The organism is Prescottella sp. GW823-FHT02E09 (genome assembly GCF_058797375.1).
On record NZ_JBXAJP010000001.1, the window covers coordinates 666,177 to 679,112 of the forward strand.

At 67.4% G+C, this 12,936-nt stretch carries 9 protein-coding genes and 1 riboswitch; of the genes, 5 read left to right on the forward strand and 4 right to left on the reverse strand.

The window, feature by feature from the left end:
• Window positions 1-73: 73 nt before the first annotated feature.
• Together AC1RIF_RS03245 and AC1RIF_RS03250 are read right to left on the reverse strand one after the other, a co-directional pair.
• Entirely contained in the window at window positions 74-715 is a 642-nt protein-coding gene (locus tag AC1RIF_RS03245; protein ID WP_492599915.1) for a TetR/AcrR family transcriptional regulator, read from the reverse strand.
• 110 nt (window positions 716-825) lie between these two features.
• Window positions 826-2,178: an MFS transporter gene (locus tag AC1RIF_RS03250; RefSeq protein ID WP_492599916.1), complete on the reverse strand. Its 1,353-nt coding sequence runs from the start codon at window positions 2,176-2,178 to the stop codon at window positions 826-828.
• A 56-nt stretch (window positions 2,179-2,234) separates the two neighbouring features.
• Between AC1RIF_RS03250 and AC1RIF_RS03255 the strand changes: the two genes are divergently transcribed.
• Complete coding sequence (locus AC1RIF_RS03255) at window positions 2,235-2,726, forward strand: hypothetical protein (RefSeq protein ID WP_492599917.1); 492 nt, start codon at window positions 2,235-2,237, stop codon at window positions 2,724-2,726.
• A 362-nt stretch (window positions 2,727-3,088) separates the two neighbouring features.
• Here AC1RIF_RS03255 and AC1RIF_RS03260 read toward each other — a convergent pair whose 3' ends face one another.
• Together AC1RIF_RS03260 and AC1RIF_RS03265 are read right to left on the reverse strand one after the other, a co-directional pair.
• Window positions 3,089-4,729, reverse strand: coding sequence for a flavin-containing monooxygenase (locus tag AC1RIF_RS03260; protein ID WP_492599918.1), 1,641 nt, complete (start codon window positions 4,727-4,729; stop codon window positions 3,089-3,091).
• 34 nt (window positions 4,730-4,763) lie between these two features.
• Window positions 4,764-5,708, reverse strand: coding sequence for an alpha/beta hydrolase (locus AC1RIF_RS03265; RefSeq protein WP_492599919.1), 945 nt, complete (start codon window positions 5,706-5,708; stop codon window positions 4,764-4,766).
• Between the two features lie 658 nt (window positions 5,709-6,366).
• On the opposite strand from AC1RIF_RS03265, the gene AC1RIF_RS03270 reads away from it, so the two are divergent.
• The 4 genes from AC1RIF_RS03270 to AC1RIF_RS03285 all read left to right on the forward strand — a co-directional run bounded on the left by AC1RIF_RS03270 (window position 6,367) and on the right by AC1RIF_RS03285 (window position 12,933).
• Window positions 6,367-7,821: an aldehyde dehydrogenase gene (locus AC1RIF_RS03270; protein ID WP_492599920.1), complete on the forward strand. Its 1,455-nt coding sequence runs from the start codon at window positions 6,367-6,369 to the stop codon at window positions 7,819-7,821.
• Window positions 7,822-7,855: 34 nt separating this feature from the next.
• Entirely contained in the window at window positions 7,856-8,965 is a 1,110-nt protein-coding gene (locus AC1RIF_RS03275) for an NDMA-dependent alcohol dehydrogenase (RefSeq protein WP_492599921.1), read from the forward strand.
• 408 nt (window positions 8,966-9,373) lie between these two features.
• Window positions 9,374-9,551: riboswitch (cobalamin riboswitch) on the forward strand.
• Between the two features lie 164 nt (window positions 9,552-9,715).
• Window positions 9,716-11,977, forward strand: coding sequence for a 5-methyltetrahydropteroyltriglutamate--homocysteine S-methyltransferase (metE, locus tag AC1RIF_RS03280; RefSeq protein ID WP_492599922.1), 2,262 nt, complete (start codon window positions 9,716-9,718; stop codon window positions 11,975-11,977).
• A 110-nt stretch (window positions 11,978-12,087) separates the two neighbouring features.
• The gene (locus AC1RIF_RS03285; RefSeq protein WP_492599923.1) at window positions 12,088-12,933 is read left to right on the forward strand and encodes a siderophore-interacting protein; all 846 of its coding nucleotides are present in this window, start codon (window positions 12,088-12,090) and stop codon (window positions 12,931-12,933) included.
• Window positions 12,934-12,936: the final 3 nt, after the last annotated feature.

Sequence of the window (12,936 nt, forward strand, 5' to 3'; positions counted from 1 at the left end):
CGATACCCCGCCGGATGACACCACGAGGTCCATCAGCCGAGTTGATCTCGAGCTGAACGAGTTTCGTGCTCCATCAACGAATACCGAAGGTGGCACACCAGATATCGGTCAGCGAGTCGAGGTACGCGTCGTACTCGGGATTGGACCGGTCCCGCAGCCAACTGCGCCGGCCGGCGGGACCCACCTGGAGCATCAGCAGTTCGATCTTGCGACGCGCGTCCGCCCTCTCCTCCTCCGACCCCAGCTGCCCCAGGTACTCCTGACACTCGTCGAACAGCGTGTCGGGGATCTGCGACAGCACAGGCAGCGCCGCCTCATCGACCCGCAGAGCCTCGTCCCAGGCGGACACCATCGTGCTGTGCGTGGACCACCATTTCGCGACATCGGCGATGAACTCTCGTATCGCCGCCCTCGAACCGGATACCAACGCCTTGTCCATCGCCCGCCAGTAGTCGAGCACCGTCCGGTTCAGCAGGCGCGCCATGGCGACCTGGAGCACGTCGGTCTTGCCCGTGAAGTGGAGGTAGAACGTCGCTCTGTTGACATTCGCCGCCGTGGAGATATCACCGACCGACACCGCGGAGTATCCGGACTGCTCGAACAGTCGCGTCGCAACCTTCACGATCCGATCGTGGGTGGCGCGCTTCTGCTCCTCGCGCAGCGAGATGCGCGGCTTCGCAGCCTTCGACACTTTCGACCCTGCAGGCACGGTCATGAATCCTACCCGCCCGGTCGGGCGGTTCCGGCGTTCTCCCACACCCGAAGGTGGCGTCGGCCTCGACCCCGTCGCGGAACGACGGAGTCGAGGCCGACGGTCTGCGTAGATCAGTTGACACCCTCCGCCATAGCCGGGCACTCATCGGAATCGTCACGCCGCCGTGGAGCGGTTCGGATCAGCGAATCCCGGTCCGGCTGGATGAGAAGCATGCTGACCGCGGCGCCGATGATCATGAGAAGGCCCAGCACGATGAATCCCTGGCGATAGCCTGCGGCCGGATTCGCCGCGCCACTCAGGATGTAGCCGAGCACGATCGGTGCGATCACACCGGACATGCTGTACACGACCACGATGAAGCCGAGCACGGAACCTCGGCGGCTCGGCGGCACGATATCCGATACCACCGTCAGGATGATGCCGGCGCCGGCGCCGGCGAGTGAGGCTCCCACGATGATCAGCAGAAGGTTGGGCAACCCACGGCCGAGAACGGCGAACCCGATCGTACTGATCCCGGCGAACACCAGCATCGCGGTAGGCAGGACGCCGCGCGAGATACGGTTGGGCACACCCCGCTTGGTCATCATGTGTGAGACCACACCGGCTGCGACCATCAGCAGCGCCGTGACCGCGAAAGGTAACGCGACCAGGGTCCCGATCGCCTCCTTCTCATAGCCGAGTCCGGTCTGCAGGTAGAGCGGCAGCCAGCTGACGTTGACAGCGGTGCCCGCGTATGCGCTGAACATGAAGACCGAGACACCCAGGATGGTGCGGTTCCGCAGCACAGCACCCCACGGGACGTTCGCCGAGCCGTCGGAGACACTTGCCGACGGCGCGAGCGGTACGTTCCCCTCATTTCCTTCGCGACCCCAGTACAGCCACAGCGGCACCCACAGCAACCCGGCCACCACCATGACCGCGAATGCGGCGTGCCACGAGTGGTTGAGGATGACGTATGTGAGCACCGGCGCCGCGATCACAGGGCCCAGCCCCGCGCCCGCGCCCACCACGGACGTCGGAATCGTGCGACGCTCCGCGGTGAACCAGGTGTGCGCCACCGACATCGCCATGGCCGTCGCGGGCCCCTCGACGAAGCCGAGGAGCATTCGGGACGCGATCAGCACCGCATAGCTCTCGCTCCAGATCATCGGCATCAGGCTCAGCGCCCACATTGTCGCGACGCCCGCAAGCAGGTACTTCGCCTTCACCCGACCGATCAGGAGGCTGCCGATGATAGCGCCGGCAGCAAAGCACCAGAAGAAGCTGCTCTGCACGATGCCGAACTGCTTCGCGCTGATCTGCATGTCCTGCATCAGATCGGCGCCGGCAAGACCGACTATCACCTTGTCGGCGAAGTTGATGATGAGGAACACCGAGAGTAGGGCGACGACGATCCAGGCGCGGCCTGGCGAACGAGCGGCGCCGGCGTTCCCGGCCGGCGACGTTGACATGCTGATACTCATCGAACCTCCTGGTTTCCAGCCTCGACTGGAATCGGATTGGCTTACAAGAGAACCTGATGGATGATCAAGATCGAGCGTTCCGGGCAGTCGTGCCCGACCGTTCAGCGGACAGGGAGGCAGCCGTCGACGAGTTGATCGGCGCCGTGCACGAAAGACGCCCGGTGGGGCGGCACGAACGCGGCGATCTCGGCGAATTCAACTGCCGTGCCCGACTTTCCGATGGGATGCTGCGTAACGAAGTGAGCACGGGCGGCTTCACTGATCATCGGGATTCCGACGAAGCCGGGCCCCACCGCATCGACCCGGACGTGCTCGTCCGCGACGTCGGGCCACCGCCGACCCGATCCCCGAAGCACTGCCGGGGATCAGCGCATCCCGGCGCCGAACTGACCATCGATGCCGGTAGGCATGTTGCTCAACTCCTTTCGATCATCGAATGTTCGCTGCATCGAGCCTGGAGCGGCGATTCGGATCCGCCCCGGACTGACGAGGCCGCAAAGGCATCGACGAATGAACGTACCTTCACGGAAGCTCGGCGCCCGTCGTGATCCAGGACACATTTTCACACGACAGCATGTTGAGTCAATAGTTTGGTCAGACCGCTTCGCAAATTCGGATCTATTGCCGGAGAGTCACATCGGCAGACCAGCGGAGGATGGCGCCGACGCCGGACACCGGGACCGCAGGCCCGCGAGGTCCGGAATCGACGACGCAGCCGTCCCGGCCCTGTGCCTGGACAGACAGCGGTGCGGCTCGCCGGATCCCACAATCGGGACCCGGCGAGCCGCACCGGTTTTCAGTTTCTACTCAACCGTTCGGGAGGATGACCGCCCGACCCTCGACCTCGCCGGCTCGCAGCCGCTCGAACGCGAGTGGAGCGTCGTCGAGGGCGTAGGTCTCGGAACCCGGCCTAGGCCGAGGTGTGGGCCAGAGCCCGCTCGGTCTTGTGGAACGACTGGTACTCCTCGGCGGCGGCGTTGGCCGCGTGACCGCGGTAGGCCTCGAGGCCACCGATGTAGGTCAGCAGGACACGCGGCTTGCCGGGCACGTTGGCACCGGTGTACCACGACTCCGCATCGGCGAACAGCGATTGCTCACCGGTCTTCGCCACCAGGTCGATCCATTCGTCCTCGGCGGCGGCGGTCGGCTCGATCGCGGCGAGGTCGTTCGCGCGGAGGTGTGCGATGCAATCGGTGATCCACTGGACGTCGTGCTCGATCGGGACGTACATGTTGCTGAGCACGGCCGGCGAGGTCGGGCCCGTCACCATGAAGAAGTTCGGGAAGCCCGACGACATCAGACCCAGCAGAGTCCGCGGTCCGTCCGCCCACTTGTCCCTCAACGCCTGTCCGCCCCGGCCACGGACATCGATCTGCGACACCGCGCCGGTGATCGCGTCGAAGCCGGTGGCGAAGACGACGGCGTCGAACTCGTACTCGCGCTCACTGGTCCGGATTCCCCGCGTCGTCATCTCCTCCATCGGGGTACGCCGCAGGTTGACGAGGTGGACGTTGTCTCGGTTGAAGGCCTCGTAGTAGAACGCGCCGAGGCACGGTCTCTTGGCGCCGTACGCGTACCCCTGCGGGCACAGGTCCTCCGCCACAGCCGGATCGGCGACGATCTCGCGGATCTTCTCCCGCACGAACTCCGCGGCGAGTTCGTTCGCGTCGGCGTCGGTCTGGATGTCGGTGTAGGACCGGACGAGACCCCACAGGACCCCGGAGTTCCATGCCGCCTCGAAGCGCTCGAGCCGCTGAGCCGGCAGCACGTCGAGGGCCGACTCCGTGGGCATGGTGGGGTTGTAGCCGCCGTGCGAACGCTTCTGTTCCGCACGCCACGCCGGGTAGCTCGCCTTCACCTCGGCAACCTCCGCCGACCTCAGCGGTCGATTCCATGCCGGGAGCGCGAAGTTCGCGGTGCGCTGGAAGACCGTCAACTCCGCGGCGTCCTGCGCGATCAGGGGAATGACCTGGATTCCGGTCGAACCGGTGCCGATCACCGCGACCCGCTTGCCCGTGAAGTCCACGCCCTCGTGCGGCCACCGCGCGGTGTGAAAGGTATCCCCCGCAAAGTCGTCGATGCCCGGCACCTCCGGCCGCTTGAACTTGGTCAGCGAGCCGGTCGCCATGACAACGTAGGTCGCCGTGAGGGTCTCGCCGGTATCGGTCTCGATCGACCAGACATTGGCGCGCTCGTCGTAGATCGCCGAGGTCACCCAGGTCTCGAACGTGTAGTGCTTACGCAGGTCGAATCGGTCGGCGACGTGGTTGAGGTACCGGAGGATCTCCGGCTGGGTTGCCAGCTTCTCCGACCACGTCCATTCCTGATCGAGCTCCGGCGAGAACGAATACGAGTAGGAGATGCTCGGCACGTCGCACCGCGCACCGGGGTACCGGTTCCAGTACCACGTCCCGCCGACGTCCGATCCGCCCTCGATCCCCCGCACCGAGAGACCGAGCTCCCGAATCCGGTAGATCTGGTACAGCCCGGCGATGCCGCCGCCGACGACGACCACGTCGACATGGTTGCTTCCAGTGGTGTTGTTGTTCATGAGTTCCTCGCTGCTGGGTGGACCGGCCGACCGGTCAGTTCTGAAGTGCCGCGGTCCGGTGACGGACGATCTGGGCGCCGATCCACTCGGTCGCCGCGGTGGCGCCGGGGAGGACGCCGTACATCGTGAAGAAGCCGTGCATCTGGCCGTCGAATCGCCGATGGGTCACCTCGACGCCTGCGGCCCGGAGCGCATCGACGTACGCCTCCCCCTCGTCCCGGAGCACGTCGTGCTCGGCCGTCAGCACGATGGCAGGCGGCAGACCGGACAGGTCGGTAGCCCGCAGGGGTGCCAGCGCGGGAGTGCGCCGATCGTCGGAGTCCGGCGCGTAGTGGTCGCAGAACCACTGCATCGTCGCCCGGCTGAGCATCAGCTGGTTCCCGGGATCGAGATAGCTTTCCCGAGCGAAGTCGGTGTCGGTGACCGGATAGACCAGGACCTGCAGCGCGATATCCGGGCCACCCTCGACCAGTGCACGTTGAGATGTGACCGCCGCAAGGTTCCCTCCCGCGCTGTCACCCGCCACCACCAGGGGCACCGACCGTCCGGCGAGGCGTTCGACATGCCGATGCGCCCAGTTCACGGCAGCCCAGGCGTCCTCCGTCGCAGCGGGGAAGCGATGCTCGGGAGCGAGACGGTAATCGACCAGCACCACCACCGAATTTGTCTGTGCTGCAAGGAACCGTCCGGTGGCGTCGAAGCCGTCCAAGGTGCCGAGCACCCAGCCGCCGCCATGGAAGTAGACGAGGATCGACTCGGGTTCGCCGTGCGGAACGAGAACACGGACGTCGAACTCGGCGCCGTCTCCGGACCGCACCCGCTCGGTGGACGAGGACATCACTTCGGGACCAGGTAGGTACCGACCGCCACTCGACGCCAGTTGCGCGCGTGCCGCGACAGGGTCCTGCGAGTGAATCGGCGGCACACCGGCCGCGCCCATCTGGTCGACCAGGGCGGCGGTTGCTTCATCGAGTGCCATTTTCGTACACCTCGTAGATGGATGCGGGACGCCGCAGCGTCGCCGCATAGCGGAGCGTGACCGTGACACCGCGCACGGTCCCACCACATTTCGGATACCGGCGTACAGGAAACGGCCACAACGAATTACGACGCCAGGGCGTCGAGAGCATGGCCCCGGACCGACTCGAATCCGGCCCGAATCCACACTTGCCCTCGAATGGACTCGGACACATCACACCTGCCCGAGCCGATCGAGGATCACGAACGCCCACCGGGCGCGCGAGCACCGGAATCGAGGTGGCGCGCGATTGGCGCCTCCGTTTCCCATACGCTCTCCCGCCACCCGGATCGCATCCGTGATTCAGGACACAATTTCACACAACAGTGTGTCGAGTCAACCATCAATCTGCCGTGCGAGTCCTCGGACGCGGCGCGCGCCGACACCTGCCCCTTTACATCTCGATCATCAAGGGCCACCATGGTTCCCGCGGGCCGGTTGAAAAGCCGATTCCACGCATCACGCAGAACATTCACTGCTCGACTCGATCTTCGGCTTCAGCCGACCACCCCGACCGGACCGGCATGCGAGCGATGGTCGGCGTCCCCGGAGCGCGCGGGAGCAGAGCGCGCGTCGCCCGGAACCGATCGCGACAGACACACACGACAAGGAGTGAACGATGACAGGCATGGTGGACTACCCGGACCTCTTCATCGGAGGCCGTTGGGTCGCCCCGTCCGGATCGGCGCGGATCGAGGTCACCAATCCTCACACCGGCGAGACGGTCGGTAGTGTCCCGCATGCCGGCCGCGACGACGTCGACATGGCAGTTGCACAGGCGCGGACGGCTTTCGACTCCGGACCGTGGCCCCGGATGCCTGTCGAGGAGCGGATTGCGATCGTCGAGCGCCTCGGTGCGATCTACAAGGACCGGATTCCCGAGATGGCCCGGCTGATCAGCCTGCAGAACGGGACGCCGATCACCGCCAGCCTGCAACTGCAGGCTGGCGCACCCGCGGCGATGTACACGTTGACCGCACAAGCCGCGCGGGACTTTCCGTTCGAGGAACGCCGGGACGGCGTACGCGCCCCGGTGATCGTCCGGCGCGAGCCGGTCGGCGTCGTGGCCGCGGTGGTGCCGTGGAACGTCCCGGAGTACGTGACGTCCCTCAAGCTGGCCCCTGCCCTGGTCGCGGGCTGCACGGTGATCATCAAGCCGTCCCCCGAGACTCCGCTGAACGCCAATCTGCTCGCCGAGATGGCGACCGAGGCGGGAGTGCCGGAAGGCGTGCTGAGCGTGCTGCCGGCCGACCGAGAGGTCAGCGAGTACCTGGTGACCCATCCCGGGGTCGACAAGGTCTCCTTCACCGGATCCGTGGCCGCCGGCAAGCGCATCCTCGAGACCTCGGCGGCGAACCTGACCCGCACCACGCTCGAGCTCGGCGGCAAGTCCGCCGCCATCGTCCTGCCCGACGCCGACCTCGACAAGGCCATCGCAACGATCGTGGCGGCGTCGTTCGCTCTCAACAGCGGAATGGCCTGTGTCGCACTCACTCGCGTACTGGCACCGCGCGAGCTCTACGACGAGATCGCCGGCCGACTGGCGGAGGCGGCCGCCAAGCTGGTGGTGGGCGACCCGTCCGACCCCGCGACGCAGGTGGGCCCGATGGTCACTCGGGCTCATCAGCAGCGGGTTCTGGACTACATCCGCGTCGGCCGCGAGGAAGGGGCCACCGTGCTGACCGGCGGTGGGGTGCCGGCCGGCCTCGAGTCCGGGACGTATGTCGAGCCGACTCTGCTCGGGAACGTGCGCAACGACATGCGAGTCGCGCAGGAGGAGATCTTCGGCCCGGTGGTCTGTCTGCTGCCGTACGAAGACGAGGAGGACGCGGTGCGCATCGCCAACGACTCCGACTTCGGCCTCTCCGGCGCGGTGTTCACAGAGGACACCGAACGCGGTGTCGACATCGCACGCAGGATCCGGACCGGCACCATCACCGTCAACGGCTTCGCCACCGAACCGACCGCACCGTTCGGCGGTTACAAGCGCTCCGGCATCGGCCGCGAGATGGGTGTCTACGGCCTGGCCGGCTACCTCGAGCTCAAGTCGATCGCAGTGCCGAACCCAGCCTGAAAACTCACATCAGTTCATTTGAACAGGAGAGAACATGAAGACACGAGCTGCTGTACTGACCGGTCCCGGGCGGGATTGGGAGGTACACGAATTCGACCTCGACGAACCCCGGCCCGGTGAGGTGCTGGTGCGAGTCGTGGTTGGCGGGCTCTGCCATTCGGACAAGCACCAGCAGCACGGCGCCGCCCGCTACCCGCTCATCGGCGGACACGAGGGCGCCGGAATCATCGAAGCCGTCGGGGAAGGCGTGACAGCCTTCGCTCCCGGTGATCATGTTGCGTGCTCGTGGATCCCGAGCTGTGGAGCGTGCCGCTTCTGCATCAACGGGCAGAGCTACCTCTGCAATCTGGGCATCAATGTCGCGACCGGCGAACTCGCGTCGGGCGGGTACCGGTTCCACCGGGAGGGCCAGGACGCCGGCGGCTTCGCTGCGCTGGGCACCTTCTCCCAGTGGATGGTCGTCGATCAGCGCTCGCTGGTGAAGGTCGACAAGGACATTCCGTTCGAGTGGGCGTCCCTGGTGACGTGTGGTGTCGCGACCGGATGGGGCTCGGTCCTCCGATCCGGAAATGTGCGGGCCGGCGACACCGTGGCCGTCTACGGGAGCGGAGGCATCGGCGCGAACGCGGTAAGCGCCGCAGTGAGTGCCAATGCCGGTCTGGTTGCGGTCATCGACCCTGCCCCGTCCAAGCGCGACTTCGCGCTCAAGCTCGGAGCCGATCACGTGTACGCGACGGCCGAAGAGGCTCACGCCGACATCTGGGACCGCACTCACGGTGTGGGCGTGGACGTCTCGGTGGTCACCGTCGGTGTCGTCACCGCCGAGGTGGTGCAGTCCGCGTACCACCTGACCCGCAAGGGCGGTACGGTCGTCCTGACAGCGATCGCCGACGACAACACCGATGAGACTCTCCGGTTGTCCAGCTCGCACGTAACCAGCTTCAACAAGCGGATCGTCGGCTCGCTGTACGGCGAATGCAACCCGCGCACCGACATCCCGCGACTGCTGAAGATGGCCCAGGCCGGCAAGCTCGACCTCGACTCCCTGGTGACCCGCAAGTACGCCCTCGACGACGTCAATCAGGGCTTCGCGGACATGCTCGCCGGTGAGAACATCCGCGGCGTCATCATGCACGAGCACTGACCGTCCCAACGAAACCGCGCCGGCAGTACCCAGCGACGGTGGACCGAGTTGCCCTGTGCACCGGTCCGCCGTCGCTCGCGTCCACGTTCGGCACTGTACGAGCCGATGCCGGACAGAGCCCGATGCCCAGCACACACGCGGGCGGTGTCCCGACCAGGCCTGGGCAAGGACGGCAGCGCCGGCGATGAACTGGACGGACTGCGCTTTCCCCCGACGTTGTCGTAGAGCGGTAGGTCCAGTCGCTACTTCGCACGACCCGGGCCTTGCCGGACCAGGCATCGGTTTCGAACTCCTCGACGATGAGGTGACAAGCCTTCTCTTCGAGGGCTTATGCTGGACGGTGCAGCTGGTTCGCCAGGCGCGGTCGTGAGGAGCCCCGAAGACCACCGCCCGGCGTCGAAGCATCCGCGGTCGCGAGACCTCGAATGTGAGAGGGAACCCGGTGAGAATCCGGGACTGTCCCGCAGCGGTAAGTGGGAACGACCGCCGTCACATGCACTGGACCGAGAAGGTCTGGGAAGCGACGGCCAGTAGGTTCCGGTGGGTCCTACCCCGCCCGAGTGTCCACGAGTCCGAAGACCTGCCGACTGTGTCGGGCACGCCGTGCCCGACGGTCCACCGCCTCGTGGAATGGGCGAGTAGATCAGCTCGGTACTTCGTGCTGCCCCGTTGGCGGACGCACACCAGGGGCTCGGTCTGTTCTCGTCTGCCGGTGGTGGCCATCCACGCTGTGAGCAACTGGAGAACACCGTGACATTCGCTTTCACCGCAACCGTGCTGGGCTCCCCGCGCATCGGGCCCCGGCGCGAACTGAAGAAGGCCGTCGAGTCCTACTGGGCCGGGAACCTCGACGCCGCCGCCCTCGAGTCCGTCGCGCAGGATCTGCGGCGGCAGACCTGGACCGAACTGGTCGACGCCGGCATCGATTCCGTGCCGGTCAACGTCTTCTCGTACTACGACCAGATGCTCGATACCGCGGTCATGCTCGGAGCACTGCCGGAACGGGTCGCCGGGGTCGGTGACGCCCTGGACCGCTACTTCGCCGCCGCCCGCGGCAATGCGACCGTGATGCCGCTCGAGATGACGAAGTGGTTCGACACCAACTACCACTATCTGGTCCCCGAGATCACACCCGACACCGTCTTCTCACTCGACGCGGCGAAGGTGCTCGGCGAGGTGGACGCGGCTCTGGCGCTGGGCATTCCGGCCCGACCGGTAGTGATCGGGCCGGTCACGTTCCTGCTGCTGTCCAAGCACGAGGACGGAGCGCCCCTCGCCCGACTGGACGAACTCGTTCCGCTGTATGCCGACCTGCTGACGCGCCTCGCGGACGCCGGCATCGACTGGGTGCAGATCGACGAACCGGCGCTGGTCGCGGACCGCAGCGACGCCGAGATCGCCGCCGCGGGCGTGGTCTACGACCGGTTGTCGGCACTCGAGCACCGCCCGGCGATCCTGCTGGCGTCGTACTTCGGCGACCTCGGACCGGCACTGCCCGTTCTCGCCGAGACCGGAGTCGAGGGACTGGCCGTCGACCTGGCCGCGGGCTCGCTGGGGTCCGTCCTCACGACACCCGGTCTCGAGCGCAAGCACGTCGTCGCCGGTGTGGTGGACGGCCGCAACATCTGGCGTAACGACCTCGACGGATCCCTCGACTCACTCGAAACCCTGTGCGAGCGTGCAGGCTCGGTGGCCGTCTCGACGTCGTGCTCGCTGCTGCACGTGCCCTACACCCTCGACGGCGAGGACGGCCTCGATCGCGCGCTGCGGTCGTGGTTGGCGTTCGGCGCCGAGAAGATCCGGGAGGTCGGCACCCTCGCGACGGCGCTGCGCACCGGACGGGACGCCGTGGCCGGGGAACTGGCCGACGCCCGTGCCGCTGCCGCCACCCGCGCCGCCGACCCGCGCCTGCACGACGACGCGATCCGCGACCGCCTCGCCGCCCTGACCGAGGCGGATCGTCGCCGCAATCCGGCCGCCGAGCGGCGCGCCGCCCAGTCCGCGGTGCTGCCGCTGCCCCCGTTGCCGACCACCACGATCGGTTCCTACCCCCAGACCACCGCGATCCGGGTCGCACGCGCGGCGCTGCGCAAGGGTGACATCGACGCGGCCGAGTACGTGCGGCGGATGCAGGCCGAGATCGCCGACGTCGTTGCGCTGCAGGAGGATCTGGGCCTGGATGTGCTGGTGCACGGCGAGCCCGAACGCAACGACATGGTGCAGTACTTCGCCGAGCAGCTCGACGGCTTCTCCGCGACCGTGAACGGGTGGGTGCAGTCGTACGGCAGCCGCTGCGTGCGCCCGCCGATCCTGTTCGGCGACGTCCGCCGTCCGCGACCGATGACCGTCGAGTGGACGTCGTACGCACAGTCCCTCACCGCCAAGCCGGTCAAGGGCATGCTCACCGGTCCGGTGACGATCCTGGCGTGGTCGTTCGTCCGCGACGACCAGCCGCTGTCGGAATCGGCCGATCAGATCGCCCTCGCGATCCGGGACGAGACGGTCGACCTGGAACGCTCGGGCGCCCAGGTCATCCAGGTCGACGAGCCGGCCCTGCGTGAACTGCTGCCGCTGCGCGCGGCGGACCAGCCGGACTACCTGGACTGGGCGGTCGGGGCGTTCCGGCTGGCGACGTCGGGCATCGCGGACTCGACGTCCCTGCACACCCACCTCTGCTACTCCGAGTTCGGCGAGGTGATCGGGGCGATCGCCGGGCTGGACGCCGACGTCACGTCGATCGAGGCCGCCCGCTCGCACATGGAGGTGCTCGACGACCTCAACGCCGTCGGCTTCGACCTCGGCGTCGGTCCGGGTGTGTACGACATCCACTCGCCGCGTGTCCCGTCGGTGGACGAGATCGCCGGGGCTCTGCGTGCCGCGCTGAAGGCGGTGCCATCCGAGCGACTGTGGGTCAACCCGGACTGCGGCCTCAAGACCCGTGGCCGCGTCGAGGTGGAGGCGTCGCTGCGCAACCTCGTCGAGGCGGCACACGTGGTGCGCGCCGAAATCTAGGCGGTTCCGGGCGCATCGCCGAGCGGATCGGGGATGCGCCCGGACATCCAGTTATGGCAGGCTCGCCTAAGTGCCCCGGGCTTCGGGTGTCGACGCTGCAGAGGAGTGCCATGACCGCGCCGTTGGAGTTCCAGCTCATCGAGGTGAAGGAAACACGCCTGATCACCCCGCACATGGCCCGGATCACCTTCGGTGGCCACGAACTCCACCGATTCGTCACGGTCTCCCCCGACCAGCAGGTCAAGCTGTTCTTCTCGCGCACCGACAGCGACCCGGAGGTCCCGCCGCGCCCCGAGGACGGCGACATCATGACCTGGCACCGCGCGTACCTCGCGATGCCCGACGATGTCCGGCCGTGGATGCGCGCCTACACGATTCGGGCGCACCGCCCCGACTCCGCCGAGATCGACATCGATTTCGTGCTGCACGGCGACGAGGGACCGGCGTCCGCGTGGGCGGGACAGGCACGACCCGGGCAGATTCTGGGGATGCTGGGGCCGTCGCCCAGCCACTACGCGACCGTCGGCGAGCACGACTGGCGACTGCTGGTGGCCGACGAGACCGCACTACCCGCGGTCGCAGCCCTGCTGGAGTCCCTGCCGGCCGGGAGCCCGGCCGTCGCGTACATCGAGGTCCCGAACCCGGACGAGGAGCAGACCCTCGACACCGCCGCGGACGTGCGGGTGCGCTGGATCCACCGCGACAGCCAGGGCCGGGACGCGCTGCTCGACGCCCTCACCGCCGCCGCGTTCCCGGAGGGCCCCGTCTTCGCGTGGGTCGCGGGCGAGGCGGGTCTGGTGCGCTCGGTGCGCCGGCACCTCGTGAACGACCGCGGCATCGACAAGAGGGCGATCGCGTTCACCGGCTACTGGCGCCGCAATCTCGCGCAGGACGCGGCGCCCACCACCGAGGACGTCGCCGACGTCCGGGAAGCGCAGGCCGCGACCGTCGGCTGACGG

What these genes read in the sequence shown, in the direction of transcription:
- AC1RIF_RS03245 (WP_492599915.1), bottom strand. Translation starts at nt 715, where the DNA reads ATGACCGTGCCTGCAGGGTCGAAAGTGTCGAAGGCTGCGAAGCCGCGC.
- AC1RIF_RS03270 (WP_492599920.1), top strand. Translation starts at nt 6,367, where the DNA reads ATGACAGGCATGGTGGACTACCCGGACCTCTTCATCGGAGGCCGTTGG.
- AC1RIF_RS03265 (WP_492599919.1), bottom strand. Translation starts at nt 5,708, where the DNA reads ATGGCACTCGATGAAGCAACCGCCGCCCTGGTCGACCAGATGGGCGCG.
- AC1RIF_RS03255 (WP_492599917.1), top strand. Translation starts at nt 2,235, where the DNA reads ATGGATGATCAAGATCGAGCGTTCCGGGCAGTCGTGCCCGACCGTTCA.
- AC1RIF_RS03250 (WP_492599916.1), bottom strand. Translation starts at nt 2,178, where the DNA reads ATGAGTATCAGCATGTCAACGTCGCCGGCCGGGAACGCCGGCGCCGCT.
- AC1RIF_RS03285 (WP_492599923.1), top strand. Translation starts at nt 12,088, where the DNA reads ATGACCGCGCCGTTGGAGTTCCAGCTCATCGAGGTGAAGGAAACACGC.
- AC1RIF_RS03275 (WP_492599921.1), top strand. Translation starts at nt 7,856, where the DNA reads ATGAAGACACGAGCTGCTGTACTGACCGGTCCCGGGCGGGATTGGGAG.
- AC1RIF_RS03260 (WP_492599918.1), bottom strand. Translation starts at nt 4,729, where the DNA reads ATGAACAACAACACCACTGGAAGCAACCATGTCGACGTGGTCGTCGTC.